Source organism: Streptomyces sp. NPDC003393, from assembly GCF_053589015.1.
In genome coordinates this window covers 108,427-124,165 of sequence record NZ_JBSFRB010000005.1, presented here as the reverse complement: position 1 = coordinate 124,165, position 15,739 = coordinate 108,427, and the positions used below count along the sequence as shown (strand labels likewise).

The following is a 15,739-nucleotide window of genomic DNA, read 5'->3' as shown; positions in this document are numbered from 1 at the left end:
CATCTCATGACTACGAGCAGACGCACCGTCCTCGCCGGAGTCGCCGCCGCGGGCATCGCGATGACGGCCGCGGGCACAGCTTCGGCCCATGGGCACAGGGCTGCCCCTTCCAAGGAACTCTTCGGCAGGCTCGCCGACGGCACCAAGGTCCACCGCTGGTCGCTGGCGAACGGCGGCACCCGGCTGAAGGTGCTCTCCTACGGCGGCATCGTCCAGTCGCTGGAGATCCCGGACCGCCACGGCCGGTACGCCAACGTCTCCCTGGGCTACGACAACCTGGAGGCGTACGTCGAGGGCACCACCTTCTTCGGTGCCACCATCGGCCGCTACGGCAACCGCATCGCCAAGGGCCGCTTCACCCTCGACGGCAAGACCTACCAGGTCTCGGTCAACGACGGCGAGAACAGCCTGCACGGCGGCACGGCGGGCTTCAACACCAAGGTGTGGGACATCGAGCCCTTCACCTCCGGCTCCGACGTCGGCCTGCGGATGTACTACACGAGCGTCGACGGCGAGATGGGTTACCCCGGCACCCTCCGGACGAAGGTGACGTACACGCTCGACCGGCACGGCGACTGGCGCATCGACTACGAGGCCACCACCGACAAGGCCACCGTCGTCAACCTCACGAACCACACCTACTACAACCTCGCGGGTGAGGGCAGCGGCACCATCTACGACCACGAACTGTGGCTCGCCGCCGGCCGGTACACCCCCACCGACTCGGGTCTGATCCCCACCGGCGAGCTGGCCCGGGTGGCGGGCACCCCCTTCGACTTCACCCGGTCCAAGGCGATCGGCCGGGACATCCGCATCGGCCATCCGCAGCTGGTCACCGCCAAGGGCTTCGACCACAACTTCGTCCTCGACAAGGGCCTGACCGCGGCCCCGGTGCACGTGGTCACCCTGCGCGACCCGGAGTCCGGACGCACCCTGCGGATCTCCACCGACCAGCCCGGCGTGCAGTTCTACTCGGGCAACTTCCTCGACGGCACCCTGGTCGGCCCGGCCGGTCACACCTACCGTCAGGGCGACGGCCTGGCCCTGGAGACCCAGCACTTCCCGGACTCCCCGAACCACGCGAACTTCCCGTCGACCGTGCTGCGGCCGGGCCAGACGTACCGGTCCACGACCGTCCACTCCTTCGACGCCTGACCGGGTCAAGTCCCGCGGGCGCCACCATCGTTGAACAGCGCCACCCGGACCGCCGTATGTAAGGGCGGCCCGTGCTCCCCCGCACGGGCCACCCACGGACGGAGGTTCCCTTGGCCGGCAACGTCACCTCGCTCTTTCGCGGCCCGTCGGCGCACAGCCCCTCGATGGCGGCGCTGACGCGTGCGGGCGGCGACGGGGAGGGCGGCCCGGTCGACTTCTGCATACCGTGCAACCCGTACTTCCCCACGCCCGCCATGTTCCAGGACATGGCGGCCGGGCTGCGCGAGATCCTCACGTACTACCCGAGCGGCGCCGAGACGATCACGGCCGAACTGTGCGACCTGCTCCAGCTGCCCCCGCAGTGCGTGGCCATGGGCAACGGCTCCACCGAGCTGATCACCTGGATCGACCACCTCCTGGTCCGCGAGTCCCTCGCCGTCCCGGTCCCCACCTTCGGCCGCTGGACCGACCAGCCGATGGAGACCGGCAAGCGGGTCGACATGTTCCCGCTCCAGGAGGCCGGCGGCTTCGCCCTGGACCTGGCGCGGTACGCCGAGTTCATCCGCGGACGCGGCACCCGGGTCGCGGTCGTCTGCAACCCGAACAACCCCGACGGCGGCTTTCAGCACAAGCAGGCACTGGTGCAGTTCATGGACGCCATGGCCGACCTGGACCTGCTGGTGGTCGACGAGTCCTTCCTGGAGTTCGCCGACGCGGAGGCCGAGCCGAGCGTGGTGCAGGAGGCGATGCTGCGCCCCAACGTGATCGTGCTGCGCAGCCTCGGCAAGAACTTCGGACTGCACGGCATCCGCTTCGGCTACCTGGTGGCCAACCCCGCGCTGGCCGGCCGCGTCCGCGCCATGCTGCCGAAGTGGAACCTCAACTCCTTCGCCGAGCACGTCGTCTTCATGCTGAGGGAGCACGGCGCCGAGTACCGACAGAGCCTTCAGCAGGTGCGCCGCGACCGTCTGGAGATGGCCGGCCACCTCTCCACGCTGCCCGGGCTGACGGTGTACCCGTCCCAGGGCAACTTCCTCTTCGTGCGCCTGCCCGTGGGCGCCGAGGGGACCGTGGTCCGCGACCGGCTGCTCACCGAGCACCGGATCCTGGTCCGCGAGTGCGGCAACAAGATCGGCTCCTCCAGCCGCTTCCTGCGGCTCGTGGTGCGCCCCGAGGTGGACGTGCGTCGCCTGGTGTCCGCCCTTGAACAGGTGCTCTACGGGACCAGGAGGGGAGCCGCCGTACCCGAGCAGGCCACCGGGACCGGCTACAGCTCGGGTACGGCGGCGGTGGACCGGCTGATGAGCCAGACCAACGGGTCCGGTGCGCGGCTCGCCGCTCAGGCCGCCACCGGTCCCGTTCCGGCCGTCGGCACCGGCATGCCGCTCCCCGCCGCCGTGCCCGCCGCACCCGCGGCGGGGCCGGGCGACGGGATGCCGATGCCGGCGGCAGCCCAGGCCGTGCCGGGCCCGCAGTCACCGCCGGCGGCCTCCCTCCCGGCCGCTCCCGCGCCCGCACCGGTACCCACGCCGGCCCCGCTCCCGGCTCCGGCGCCCGTCCCCACACCCATGCCCACGCCTTTCCCGGCACCGGCCCCGGCGGCCGTCTCCATGCCCGTTCCGGCCGCGACGCCGTTTACCGCCGCCACGCCGTTCCCGGTCCCGGTGGCGGCCGGTCCGACCCCGCCCGGTGTTCCGGCCCGGGGCGGCCTGACCGCCGCCCAGGTGCGCGGTATGACGGCCCCGGCCGCCGCCCCCGGCCTGGCCCCCGCGCCCGCGACCGGCTGGCCCGGTGCGCAGAACCGGCCGGACAGCCAGAGCTGGCCGGACGCGGCCGGGATGGGACAGGCGGGATAGGGCCTGTCCGGCGGATGGGATGCGGAAGGGCCGCGGCACCCGACCGGCCCGGGTGAGCGGGGGCCGGTGCGCGTCCGCACCGTGATCCGCCGGACAGTCGCCGGCCGGGGACCCCGGGCGTCCCCGGCCGGCGGGCTCACGGGCTCACTCCACCGTCAGGACTTCGGGCACTCCTTCCACGCCATGTGGTACACCGTGCTGATGTCGCCGTCCGTCGAGTCCATGGTCATGAAGCTGACCTTGCCGGGCGCCGAGGTCCCGGCGCGCACGCGCAGTTCGGTGTTGATGTTGAAGTTGCGCAGCACGCCGCAGGGGGCCCACACCAGTTGGCCCCAGTCGGTGCTGTCGGTGGCCTGCCAGTCGTCGTTGTAGGGGCCGTTGAACGGGTGGGTTCTGAACTCCGTGTTCGGCGAGCCCTGGAAGTAGTACGAGGCCCGCTGGGTGCCGGTCGCGCCGGGCTGGAGGGAGAGGAAGCCCCGGTAGTCGGCGCTGGCGATGGCGTAGGTGAAGCCCTGCGGGACGTGGACGATCAGGTTGAGTTGGCAGTTCTTGCGGAAGGCGGTGGGGTCGGAGTTGCCGCCCGCCTGGGCGAGGTAGTCGCTGTAGGTGACGGTGAAGGCGGTGTTGTCGGGGGCGACGGCGACGGCGGCGGTGCCCCGGGGGCAGCCCGAGCCGTTCACCGTGGCGATGTCGATGACGATCTTGTCCGGGGGCGGTTCGGTCACCACCGGTGACGCGGGGTTCGCGGGAAGCGCGGTGGTCAGCAGCGCTGCGATCGCGCTGCTCAGGAGCAGTCCGCCGGCCATGGTTCTCCATCCGTTCGGTGGGGGGTTGTCGGCGCCTCGGGTCGGTGGATCCGTGCCTGCGTCGGTGCCTGTGCGTCCGCGGCACCGAAGGACGACATGGACATGCTCATGCCAAATCGACGCACGCACACTCCCGCCCGTGAAGGAATCGTGAACACCCCGTGAAGGCCGGGAGCGGTCGCATCGTATGCAGCGCTCGGCGGAACGATAAGGTCGCTCTCCGGCCAATCACGGAATCCGCAGGACCGGTTCCGGGGCCGCCGGTACCAAGTGATCCGCCCGGCCGGGGTCCTCACGGGTCCGGTGTGGCCTTCGGGGCCATGGAGAATGGCGCCACCGCACGCCGTAAGATCCGCCCGGGAGGCAACCTTTGGCGCTCAGCAGACGTACCTTCGGCGCCCTCGCCGGCACTGCCGCGCTCGGTCTCGCCCTGGGCGGCAGCGGCGGGCCGGCGGCCTCGTCGGCCTACGCGGCGCGCGAGGTGCCCACGGGCCCGCCGCCGCCGACGCCGAGCGCCGACGGGCGGCGCCACGCCGTCGGGTTCGACCACTACTCGCTGCTGGTGGACGGCCGGCGGGTGGTGCTGTGGTCCGGCGAGATGCACCCCTTCCGGCTGCCCAGCCCCTCGCTGTGGCGGGACGTCCTGCAGAAGATGCGTGCCCACGGCTACAACGCCGTCAGCGTCCACGTGTCCTGGAACTACCACTCCCCCGCCCCCGGCCGGTACGACTTCGCCGGGGTCCGGGACCTCGACCTGTTCCTGCGCACCGCCGCCGAGACCGGGCTGTACGTCGTCCTGCGCCCCGGGCCCCACATCGACGCCGAGGTCGACGGCGGCGGCTTCCCCGGCTGGCTCACCACCACCGAGGGAAGGGCGCGGACCGCCGACCCGGCCTACCTGAAGCACGTCGACGAGTGGCTGACCCACGTCGACGCCATCGCCGTCCGGCACCTGTTCACCCGGGGCCGCGGCACGGTCCTGCTCTACCAGATCGAGAACGAGTACGACGCGCACGTCCACGACGCCACCGGCCGCGCCTACATGTCCCACCTGTACAAGAAGGTGCGCGCCGACGGCATCGACGTCCCCCTCTTCCACAACGACAGGTCCAGGAACGGCCACTGGACGCCGGGGACCTTCGACACCGGCGGGGAGAAGGGGCGGTGGCTGTACGGGTTCGACGGGTACCCGTCGCCGTCCCTGACCCCGCCCGACTGGGGGCGGTTCGGCAAGGGCGGGGCGACCGGCGGGACCACCGCCAGTCCGCGTACGCCCGGGTTCATGCCGGAGTTCGGGGGCGGCCGGTTCGACCCGTGGGGCGGGCACCGGTTCGAGGGCGAGGGCTACGAGGGGTCCCGGCGCACCCTTGACGCGCCGTACGAGCGGCGCTTCCACCTGACCAACCTCGCCAACGGCATCACGCTGCACAACGTCTACATGACCTTCGGCGGCACCTCATGGGGCTGGCTGCCCGCGCCGGTCGTCTACACGTCGTACGACTACGGGGCCGCCTTCACCGAGGGACGGCAGCCCACCGACAAACTCGTGCCGATGCACCAGACGGGGCACATGCTCCAGCGCGTCCCGGACTTCGCCAAGCTGGACCGGGCGCGGGACGTCGAGGCGGCCGGGCTGACCACGTACCACCTGACGAACCCGGACACCGGCGCGCACGTCTACGTGCTGCGCAACGACGGCGACAAGGAGGTGTCGTCCACGCTCCGGGCCGGGGGAGAGGACCTGCCGGTGACCGTGCCGGGCCGCGACGCCCGACTGCTGGTGGCCGGGCTGTCCCTGGGGCCGCGCAAGGTGCGGTACGCCACCGCGCAGCCGATGCTGTTCCAGGCCGCCGGACGGCAGGACGTCGCCGTGTTCTGCGGCCGGCGCGGCGACATGGCCCGGGTGGTCGTCGAGTGCGCCGAGGAGCCGCAGGTCACCCGGCTGAGCCAGCAGGCCGCGTACGTCCACGACCAGGGTCTGCTGCGGATCACCGTCCCGCTGGGCGCGGGCGGGCTGATCGGGGTCCGGGTGGAGGGCGGTGACGGGGTCGACCGGCCGCTGCTGCTGCTCTTCGCCGACGAGGCGACCTCCCTGCGCCTGTGGCCCTGCGACACCCCGTCCGGGCCCCTGCTGGTGCACGGCCCGAAGCTGCTGCGCACCGCCACCCTGTCCGGCTCCACCGTCCATCTGACCGGTGACACGGTGGAGGCGACCGGCCTGGAGCTGTGGGGGCCGCGGGGCATCGACGGTGTGACGTGGAACGGCCGGGCGGTGCCCGCGCGGGCGACCGGCTCGGGCAGCCTGCGCGCCACCGCTCCGCTGGCGGGTGTACCGAAGGTGGAGCTGCCCGCGCTCGGCGGCTGGCGGATGCGCACGGAGAACCCGGAGGCCGGGCCGGGCTTCGACGACTCGGACTGGCGGGTCGCCGACAAGGCCGTCTCGCACAGCACCACCGCCGTCCCCGCGGGGCAGCCGGTGCTCTTCGCCGACGACTACGGCTTCCACTACGGCGACGTCTGGTACCGGGGCACCTTCACGGATGCCACCGGCATCGAGTCGGTCTCCCTCACCCACAGCACCGGCACCCAGGGGCTGCTGATGGCGTGGCTGGACGGCGAGCCGCTGGGCGTGCACCGGATGCCGGTGCCGGACGGCGGCACGATCCGCAAGGGCACGTGGACGGACACGGCGGTCCTCCCGGTGCGGCGGCGGCTGCGCACCGGCGGCCGGCATGTGCTGTCGGTGCTGGTGCGGCGGATGGCGCACGACCAGGACGGCGGGGCCCAGGACACGCACAAGGCGGCACGCGGGCTGACCGCGGTCGCCTTCGCCGGGGCATCTCCCCGGGTACGGTGGCGCATCCAGGGCGAGGGGGCGCCCGACCCCGTGCGGGGGCCGCTGAACAACGGCGGCCTGTACGGGGAAGGGGAGGGCTGGCACCTGCCCGGCTTCCCCGACCGCGACTGGGAGCCGGTCACCTTCCCGCGGGCCGTGCGGCGGCAGGGGGTGACCTGGTACCGGACCACCTTCGAGCTGTCGGTGGACCCGGGTGTGGACGCGTCGGTGGGGCTCACCCTGGACGACGACCCGAACCGGGCCTGGCGGGCACAGATCTTCCTGAACGGCTGGAACATGGGCCAGTACATCAACGACGTCGGCCCGCAGCACACCTTCGTCCTGCCCAACGGCATCCTGCGCACCCGCGGCGCCAACACCCTGGCCCTGGCGGTGCTGTCGGAACTGACGACGCTGTCGGGCCCGGGGCGGGTGCGGCTGACGCTGCTGGGCAGCGCGGCCGGAGGGGTGCCGGTGACACCGGTGCCCTCCCCCGGCCGCTGAGACCCGCGCGGGTCACGCGAGGCGGATCACGTTCCAGGACAGCGGTTCCAGGGTCGCCGAGAGCGCGCCGTCGATGAGGGCGGCGCCCTCGACCGCGTGCGGGGCGACGCGCTCCGGGTCGGCGAGGGTGTTGCGGGCGTCGGGGTCGGCGTCCGCGAGGGCGCTGTGCTCGACGACCCGGGTCAGGTCCAGGCCGGCCAGGGCGACCTCCAGCGGCAGGGGCTCGGTGCGGGAACGGTTGACCGCGAAGACGGTCACCGTGCCGTCCTCGGCCCGCACCGCGGTGGCGTGCAGCAGGTCCGTCTCGCCGTACCTGCCCGTCGGGTACGTCGGCGAGTCAACCCGCACGTCGAGGACCTGGCCGCGGCCGTACTTCGAGGCCTGCGCGAACGGGAAGAACGTGGTCTGCCGCCAGGCCGGGCCGCCCGGCTCGGTCATGATCGGGGCGATGACGTTGACGAGCTGGGCGAGACAGGCGACGGTCACGCGGTCGGCGTGCCGGAGCAGGGCGATGAGCAGGGAGCCGAAGACGACGGCGTCCAGGACGCTGTAGCTGTCCTCCAGCAGGCGCGGCGCCTCGGGCCAGCCGGCACGGTCGGCGCTCTCGGCCTGCTCCTGCCACCTGGACATGTACCAGACGTTCCACTCGTCGAAGGAGAGGTTGATCTTCTTCTTCGACTTCAGCCGGGCGCCCACGTGATCGCAGGTGGCCACGACGTTCTCGATGAAGGACTCCATGTCGACGGCGGAGGCGAGGAAGGAGTCGACGTCGCCGTCGACCGGCTCGTAGTAGGCGTGCAGCGAGATGTAGTCGACGAGGTCGTACGTCTCCTGCAGGACGGTGGCCTCCCACTCGGCGAAGGTGGGCATGGACTGGCCGGAGGAGCCGCAGGCGACGAGTTCGACGCGCGGGTCGATCTGGCGCATCGCGCGGGCGGTCTCGGCGGCGACGCGGCCGTACTCGGCGGCGGTCTTGTGCCCGGTCTGCCAAGGGCCGTCCATCTCGTTGCCCAGGCACCACAGGCGGATGCCGAACGGCTCCTTGTCGCCGTGCGCGACGCGCAGGTCCGACAGCGCGGTGCCGGAGGGGTGGTTGGCGTACTCCTGGATCTCCAGGGCCTCCGCGACGCCGCGGGTGCCGAGGTTGACGGCCATCATGGGCTCGGCCTGCGGGCCGATCTTCTTCAGGAAGGCGATGTACTCGGACAGGCCGAAGCGGTTGGTCTCCGTGGAGCGCCAGGCCAGGTCCAGGCGGCGGGGCCGCTCCTCGACGGGGCCGACGGAGTCCTCCCACTTGTAGCCGGAGACGAAGTTGCCGCCGGGGTAGCGGACGGCGGTGACGCCGAGTTCGCGGACCAGGTCCAGCACGTCGGCACGCAGGCCGGAGGCGTCGGCCGAGGGGTGGTCCGGCTCGAAGACGCCGGTGTAGACGCAGCGACCGAGGTGCTCGACGAAGGAGCCGAAGAGGCGGGGGTCGACCGTGCCGACGGTGAAGGCGGGGTCGAGGGTGAAGCGGGCGGTGCGCATGGGTTCCCTTCGAGGAGATTCGAGACGGTCCGGGGGGTTTCAGGAGGCTTCGGGAAGACGCGGGTCGGTGGGGTCCTTCTTCTGTACGCCGAACTCGGCGACGAGGTCCACGTCCCAGGCGCCGAGGAGCCGCCCCGGGTTCCGGTGGCGCACGCGGGTGCGCGCGCCGGAGGCGAGTGCGTCGGCGCCCGCGCCGAGGGCCGCGAAGCCGAAGCCGCCCGCGGCGGCCAGAAGGTGCCTGCGATTCAGGCCAGGTCGTCCCATTGCCTGCCCTTACGTTCCTGAAGTGTGGTGCCCTGTGCCGCGGCGCCGGTCAGAGTCTTCTTGTTCGGCATTTCGAATGATGCTCGTAAGCTCGAACGGGACCGTAAAGACGAAGCGCTTGCACGTCAATGGGTACGGCGAGACTTCGAGCACCTGCGAGCCACCGGGAGCGGCGCATCGCACCGGTCGTTTCCGGCCGTTCTGAGATCGTCCCCGGTTGAACGACGTCCATCGGGGCGCATGACGTGGACACTTACGTCCACGTAGGCTCGGACGACCGTCCGGCCGAGGACCGCGCCAGCGAAGACCGACAAGGGGACGAGGAGCAACCGGTGCGTAGGAAAAGGGAGATGCGGCGGCTCGCCGACACTCTCATCGACCCGATCCAGGTGCCGGTGCCCGCCGACCCCGAGGCGCTGTTCACCGCGCTCGTCGACTCCGTCGCCGCATGGCGGGGCCGTCCGGTCGTCGTCCGCCGGGAGGTCTTCCCGCCGCACACCGCCAGCGGACTGTGGCTGGAGGCGGAGACGCGGGACGTGGTGGTCGTCGACCGGCGGGCCGCCGTGTGGCACCAGATCGTGATCTTCTGCCACGAGGTGTGGCACATGAACCGGCGGGACACGGACGCGGCCGGCACGGACGCCGCCGGACCGGCCCCCGCCGGCGTGCCCCGGCCCGTGGCGGCGCGCACCGACTTCAGCCTCGCCGACGAGCAGGAGGCGGACCGGTTCGGCATGCTGATGGGCGGCCGGCTGCGCGACTGGCTGGAGTCGGCGGCGGACGCCGAACCCGACGGCGACGCGGACCTGGCCGGACGCATCGGGGCCGCGCTCAACTACCGCGGGAACCGGAGAAGATGAGCGGCCTGATCAACTACGTCAGTTGCGGCGCGCTCTGGCTGGGCCTGGCGGCGAAGGCCCCGGACCTCGTCCGCCACCCGCGCGACCCCTACCTGCGGGCGATCTGCACGGTGCTGGGCCTGGCCGGCGCCTGCTTCCTGCTCGGCGCCGCGCCCACGGTCGGGGCGATCAACCGCCTCAGCGGCGTGCCGAACCTCGCGGCGCCGCTGACCTACGCGTCGATCATCGCCTACAGCGCGGCGTCCCAGGTCCTGGTCGTCCACTGGCGGGGCGGCGCACGGGTGCGTCATGTGGCCCGCCGCTGGGTGGCCGGGTACACGCTCGTCGTGGTCGGCATCGGCGTCATGTTCGCACTCGGCGACGCCCCGGTGGAACGCCGCACCGACCTGGACACCTACTACGCGACGACGCCGTTCGTCGCCGAGATGATCGTGCTGTACCTGGTCGGGCACCTCGTCGCCGTGAGCGCCACCACGCTGCTGTCGCTGCGCTGGGCGCGTGAGGTGAACGGCTGGCTGCGCGCCGGGATGGTCGTCCTCGGGCTGGGGTCGCTGTGCGGCGCCGGCTACAGCGTCACCAAGCTCACCGCCGTGGCCGCCCGCTGGTGCGGGCGCGACTGGTCGGAACTGAGCACCGACGTCTCGCCGGTGGCCGCCGGCCTGGGCGCCATGCTGACCTCGGTCGGCATCCTGACACCGCTGGCCGGCCCCCGCCTGGCCCAGTGGCGGCGCTCCTGGCACACGTACGCCCGGCTGGCTCCGCTGGAGCGCGAGCTGGACCACCTGCTCACCCGGCACTCCCTCCGGCTGCCCCGCCCGCGCCTGGCCTCCCCCACCACGTTGCTGATGTGGCGGCAGACCAGCATCCACAACGCGCTCGGCCATCTGGACGCCTTCTTCGACCGCGCCCGCTACGAGCGTGTGCACGAGGCGGTCCTTCAGGCCACCGGCGACAAGGAGCACGCCGAGGCCGCCGCGTGGGCCGCGGTCATCGCCGCCGCGGCCCGTGCCCAGCACGCCTCAGGCTCGCCGGTCCCGGCCCCCGGGCCGGGATCCGTGCTCGGACAGGGCGCGGCCGGCCGGGAGCGGCGCGAGACGGCCGGCCCGCCGCCGTTCGAGGCGGCGTGGGCCGCCGCCTGGCCGGTGCCGGCCGGCCGGTCCGAGGGCGGCACGCAGGCCACGGGCGGCAAACCGGCCGAGCGGCCCGGCACCGCGTCACCGGACGACGGTCCGCCACCGGCCGTCGGTCCGTCACCGGGCGGTGGGAGCGCCTTCGGGCCGGGGTACGGCGTGCCGGACCCCGCGGTGCTGGTGCGGATCGCGCAGGCGCTGACCGCCGTCGGCAACCCCGGCAGGGCGTCCGAAGGCGTGTACGGCGGTGCGGCCCCCTCGGGGGCCGCGTGATGACGTGGGCGGTGGTGGCGTCGGCGGGACGGCCGACGGGGCGGGGGTGGCGCCCGTGAGTCTCGTCGTCTATCTCGCGGCCGGGCTGCTGGGGCTCTCCGCCGTCGTGCTGCTGCGCCGTCCGCGCACCGCGGTCCGGGATCCGCTGACCGTGTCCACGTCTGTGTCGATCATCCTGGGTTCGCTGGTGTTCGTCTGCTCGGCGCCGCTGACCCTGGCCGCCGTCAACCGCCTCACCGGCGTCCCCAACTTCGGCGCCCCGCTGACGTACGGCATGCTCAGCGCGTACAGCTGCTCGCTGCTGGTGCTGCTCGTCCACTGGCGGGGCGGCCCCCGCGAGCTGGTCCGGCGGCTGGTGCTGCGCAGCATCGCCGCGTACGTGCCGCTGGTCGCCGCCATCGTCGTGCTGTTCACGCTGGGCGACGCCGGCACCGAACGGCTCACCGACCTCGACACGTACTACGCCAACACCCCGTACGTGCGCGAGATGATCCTGCTGTACCTGATCGGGCACACCGCGGCGACCCTGGCGATGTGCGCGCTGTGCGTGAAGTGGAGCCGGGAGGTCACCGGGCTGCTGCGCACCGGACTGCGGCTGATCATGGCCGGGTCGCTGCTGGACGTGGTGGGGTTCCAGCTCACCAAGTACACGGCCGTCGCGGCACGTTGGTACGGTCACGACCTGGACGTGCTGTCCACGAAGGTGGCCCCGCCGTCCGCCTCGCTCGGCGCGCTGCTGTGTTCCGCCGGTTTCGTCCTGCCCCGGCTGCTGCCGGCCGCCGCCGCCCAGCTGCGCGGCCTGCGCGACTACCGCCGGCTCGAACCGCTGTGGTCGCGGGTGCGGTTCGTGTCCACCGCGCCCAAGCCGCCCAGCGGCTGGTGGCAGTCGCCCCGAGCGCGGCTGCACTGGCGCGAGGTGTCCATCCACGACGCCCTGCTGGCCCTCGCGCCCTACTTCGACGAACGGGTCCGCGCCCGTGCCCTGGACGCCGCCCGCGAGGCGGGCCGCGGCGCGCACGAGGCGCGGATCGCCGCGGAGGCCGCGATGCTCGCCGACGCCGCCCACCGCGCCGCCGCCCGCGAGGCACCCCTGGCGGCGCCGAGCGGATACCGCCTGCACGCCACGGAGGTGTCCGGCACCGGCGGCCTGGTGGAACTGGCGCAGGCCCTGCTGCCGCTTCCCGCGCCCGCTCAGGCCGCGGCCCGGGAAGGAACGTTGAGGACCTCCCATGGCTGAGCCATGGCCCACTCCGAGGAGTCACATGCCCCCTGGTCACAGCCAGCGCAGAGCTGTCGTCGTGGGTGCCGGCCTGGCCGGCATGCTGGCCGCGGCGGTGCTCTCGCACGCCGTGGACGACGTGGTCGTCCTCGACCGCGACGACCTGCCCGACGGGCCCGAGCACCGCAAGGGGCTGCCGCAGGGCCGCCACGCCCATCTCCTCATGGCCGGGGGCCTGGCCGCGATGGAGGACGTGGTGCCGGGCGGAAGCATACGGCGGCGGCTGCTGGCCGCCGGCGCCCACGAGATACCCCTGGGCCACGGCATCGTGGCCCACACCCCCGAGGGCTGGTTCCCGCGCTGGCGGCACGACGGGCCGCGCATGCTCAGCTGCACCCGCGCCCTGCTGGACTGGACGGTGCGTCAGGCCGTCCTCGCACACACGGACGTGGAGGTCCGCAAGGCGCAGGCGGTCGGGCTGACCGGCGACGCCGGACGGGTGCGCGGGGTGCGGATCGCCGCTCCCGGCGGGCGGGAGACGGAACTGGCCGCGGACTTCGTGGTCGACGCGAGCGGGCGCGGCTCCCGTGTGATCACCTGGCTGCGCGAGCTGGGCATCACCGACGTACCGGAGAAGACCGTGGACTCGGGACTGGTCAACGCCACCCGGGTCTACCGGACCCCCGCGGGCGCCGAGCAGTTCCCGCTGACCATCGTGCAGGCCGATCCGTACGGGGGCGAACCCGGTCGCAGCGGCATGATGCTGCCCGTCGAGGGCGACCGCTGGATGGTGAGCCTGGCCGGCACCCGGGGCGGGGAGCCGCCCGCGGATCCGGAGGGCTTCCTGCGCTACGCCCTCGACCTGCCGAGCCCGCTGGTGGGCCGGCTCGTCTCCGGCGCCGAGCCCCTCACCGACGTGCACGTCAGCCGCAGCACCAGCAACTCCCGGCGCTACCTGGAGAAGACCGCGCGCTGGCCGGAGGGTTTCGTCGCCCTGGGCGACGCGGTGGCCACGTTCAACCCCGCGTACGGCCAGGGCATGTCGGTGGCCGCGCTGGGCGCCCGGCTGCTGGGCGAGGAGCTGCGGCGCTGCGGGCTCACCGCGCCCGGCCTGGCCCGGCGGGTGCAGCGCGGCACGGCCCGGCCGGTCGACGCGGCCTGGGCGGCGGCGGTCGGCCAGGACGTCTGGTACCCGGGCACGCGCGGCGCCGACCCCGGCCTGGCGGACCGCCTGGTCACCGCCTACAGCCGCCGCCTGACCAAGGCGGCCACCGGTTCCTACCGGGCGGCGGCGGCCCTGTGGGACGTGACGAGCATGCGCACCGGCCCCGAGCGCCTCTTCCGCCCCCGCACGCTCCTGGACGTCCTCGCCGGCCCCCTCCTGCCCGCCCCGTCCGGCCCCCCGCTGACCCCGGCGGAGCACAAGATCGTGACCACCCTGGACCGGACAGGGGCCGGCGGAACCGGCGCCTGAGCCGCGGCTCAGCCCGCGAAGGCGGGCTGGGGCAGGCCCTGGCCCGCACCGGGCAGCACCAGCAGGGCACCCGCGAGAGGGTGGGGCGCCGTCAGACCCGTGCGGGCCGTGGTGACGTAGAGGTCGGTCAGGGCGGGCCCGCCGAAGGCGCAGGCCGTGGGGCGGGGGACGGGGACGGTGAGGACGCGGTCGAGCGCGCCGGCCGGCGTGTAGCGGCGTACCGCCCCGCCGTCCCACAGGGCCACCCAGACGCAGCCCTCGGCGTCGACCGTCAGGCCGTCCGGGTAGCCGGCGCTCTCCTCCACCTTCGCGAACTCCCGCCGGTTCACGGCCCGGCCGTCGGTGAAGTCGAACACGTCGATGCGGCGGGTCGGCGTGTCGATGTAGTACATCAGCCGGCCGTCGGGGCTCCAGCCGATGCCGTTGCTGACCGTCACGTCGTCCAGGACCGTCTCCGCCGCGCCGTCGCCGGTCAGCCGGGTCAGCGTGCCGCCGCCCGGGGTCTCGTCGTACGGCATGGTGCCCGCCCACAGCAAGCCGTCCGGCGCCACGGCGGCGTCGTTGCCGCGGCGGCCGGGCACCGGGTCGTGGTGCAACCAGCGGAAGCCGCCGTCGGGGTCGACCAGGCCCACCCCGTCCCGCAGGTTCAGCACCAGTCCGCCGCCGGCGCGCGGCTTGGCCGCGCCGACGTGCTGCTCGGTCCTGCGGACCGTGCGCGCGCCCGACGCCGGGTCGTAGGTGTGCACCCGGGAGGAGAGGATGTCGACCCAGATCAGCCGGCCGGCCGCCGGGTCCCACGTCGGGCCCTCGCCGAGCTCGGCCCGCGCGTCCACCGCGACCTCGTGGATGTCGTACGCCATCGTCCTGCCACGCTCCTGTGTCATGCCACGCTCCTGTGTCCGAGCCGCTCCGACAGCTCGGCGGCGCCCTTCGCGGCCAACTGCTCCAGCTCGGCCCGGCGCTCGTCGCTCCAGCGAATCATGGGGACGGAGATCGACAAAGCCGCGACCACCTGCCCGGTGCGGTCGCGCACCGGGGCGGCCACACAGCTGACATCCGGATTGGACTCGCGGCTCTCCACGGCCAGGCCGCGCCGGCGGATCTCGGTCAGGGCCTCGCGCAGGGCGGTCGGGTCCGTGATGCTGTTGGGCGTCATGGCCACGAGTTCGGCGTCCTCCGGCACGCGCGCGTCGAGCTCCTGCTCGGGGAGGGAGGCGAGCAGCATCTTGCCGACCGAGGTGCAGTGCGCCGGGAGGCGGCGGCCGGCCGCCGAGACCATGCGCACCGCGTGCGTGGAGTCGACCTTGGCGATGTAGATGACGTCGGTGTCCTCCAGGATCGCCACATGGACGGTCTCGTCGCAGGTCTCGGCGACGGAGCGGGCGACCTGCTGGCCCTCGGCGGCCAGGTCGAGCTGCTCGGCGTAGCGGCTGCCGAGCTGGTAGGGGCGTACGCCGAGCCGGTAGCGTCCGGGCTGACCGGTCACCGGCACGATGTACTTGCGGGCGGCGAGCGTGGTGACCAGCTCGTGCACGGTCGTACGCGGCAGCTGGAGCCTGCGCACGATGTCGGGGGCGGACAGGGTCCCGTCCCCGTCGAGGAAGAGCTCCAATATGTCGAGAGCCCGGGTCACGGCTGGTACGAGGCGTCCCACGACCGCCCCTCCCTTGCATCCAGGCCTGTTCGAGATTTCAACAGGCGGTCGGCATGACGAACACAGGCTAGCCACCCTGGGATGGGCGGGCAATGGCCGTGACGACCGTGACGGAACGGGTGCGGCCACCCTGGGCGAGCGGGCGCCGTCACGGCGGGCGAACGGGTGCGGCCACCCTGGG

12 protein-coding genes are annotated in these 15,739 nt (G+C 73.2%); 7 read left to right on the top strand and 5 right to left on the bottom strand.

The genetic code is table 11. The features are described from left to right. The first annotated feature begins 6 nt into the window (after positions 1-6). On the top strand, positions 7-1,155 hold the full coding sequence (locus tag ACWDUZ_RS07245) for an aldose epimerase family protein (protein ID WP_451630805.1): 1,149 nt from the start codon (positions 7-9) through the stop codon (positions 1,153-1,155). Positions 1,156-1,265: 110 nt separating this feature from the next. After that, positions 1,266-3,011, top strand: a complete 1,746-nt coding sequence (locus ACWDUZ_RS07240; protein WP_451630804.1) for a pyridoxal phosphate-dependent aminotransferase — start codon at positions 1,266-1,268, stop codon at positions 3,009-3,011. A gap of 155 nt (positions 3,012-3,166) precedes the next feature. Here ACWDUZ_RS07240 and ACWDUZ_RS07235 read toward each other — a convergent pair whose 3' ends face one another. After that, positions 3,167-3,817: a DUF4360 domain-containing protein gene (locus ACWDUZ_RS07235; RefSeq protein WP_451630803.1), complete on the bottom strand. Its 651-nt coding sequence runs from the start codon at positions 3,815-3,817 to the stop codon at positions 3,167-3,169. A gap of 370 nt (positions 3,818-4,187) precedes the next feature. On the opposite strand from ACWDUZ_RS07235, the gene ACWDUZ_RS07230 reads away from it, so the two are divergent. Further along, the gene (locus ACWDUZ_RS07230; RefSeq protein ID WP_451630802.1) at positions 4,188-7,157 is read left to right on the top strand and encodes a glycoside hydrolase family 35 protein; all 2,970 of its coding nucleotides are present in this window, start codon (positions 4,188-4,190) and stop codon (positions 7,155-7,157) included. Between the two features lie 12 nt (positions 7,158-7,169). Here ACWDUZ_RS07230 and arfA read toward each other — a convergent pair whose 3' ends face one another. Further along, entirely contained in the window at positions 7,170-8,684 is a 1,515-nt protein-coding gene (gene arfA, locus ACWDUZ_RS07225) for an arabinosylfuranosidase ArfA (protein WP_451630801.1), read from the bottom strand. Positions 8,685-8,723: 39 nt separating this feature from the next. Beyond that, positions 8,724-8,948, bottom strand: coding sequence for a hypothetical protein (locus ACWDUZ_RS07220; RefSeq protein ID WP_451630961.1), 225 nt, complete (start codon positions 8,946-8,948; stop codon positions 8,724-8,726). Between the two features lie 350 nt (positions 8,949-9,298). Here ACWDUZ_RS07220 and ACWDUZ_RS07215 point away from each other — a divergent pair, with 350 nt between their 5' ends. The 4 genes from ACWDUZ_RS07215 to ACWDUZ_RS07200 are packed head-to-tail and all read left to right on the top strand — an operon-like array spanning position 9,299 to position 13,904. Then, a complete protein-coding gene (locus tag ACWDUZ_RS07215) occupies positions 9,299-9,808 on the top strand; it encodes a toxin (RefSeq protein WP_451630948.1) in 510 nt (169 codons plus the stop codon). After that, entirely contained in the window at positions 9,805-11,211 is a 1,407-nt protein-coding gene (locus ACWDUZ_RS07210; protein WP_451630800.1) for an MAB_1171c family putative transporter, read from the top strand. The genes ACWDUZ_RS07215 and ACWDUZ_RS07210 overlap by 4 nt, the downstream gene beginning before the upstream one ends. A gap of 55 nt (positions 11,212-11,266) precedes the next feature. Beyond that, positions 11,267-12,448, top strand: a complete 1,182-nt coding sequence (locus tag ACWDUZ_RS07205; RefSeq protein ID WP_451630799.1) for an MAB_1171c family putative transporter — start codon at positions 11,267-11,269, stop codon at positions 12,446-12,448. Positions 12,449-12,473: 25 nt separating this feature from the next. Continuing rightward, positions 12,474-13,904 carry an NAD(P)/FAD-dependent oxidoreductase gene (locus ACWDUZ_RS07200; RefSeq protein ID WP_451630798.1) on the top strand — a complete coding sequence of 477 codons (1,431 nt, stop codon included), beginning with the start codon at positions 12,474-12,476 and terminating at the stop codon, positions 13,902-13,904. A gap of 8 nt (positions 13,905-13,912) precedes the next feature. On the opposite strand, the gene ACWDUZ_RS07195 is transcribed toward ACWDUZ_RS07200, so the two are convergent. Continuing rightward, entirely contained in the window at positions 13,913-14,788 is an 876-nt protein-coding gene (locus ACWDUZ_RS07195) for an SMP-30/gluconolactonase/LRE family protein (RefSeq protein ID WP_451630797.1), read from the bottom strand. Beyond that, a complete protein-coding gene (locus ACWDUZ_RS07190; RefSeq protein WP_451630796.1) occupies positions 14,785-15,558 on the bottom strand; it encodes an IclR family transcriptional regulator in 774 nt (257 codons plus the stop codon). The genes ACWDUZ_RS07195 and ACWDUZ_RS07190 overlap by 4 nt, the downstream gene beginning before the upstream one ends. Positions 15,559-15,739 lie beyond the last annotated feature (181 nt).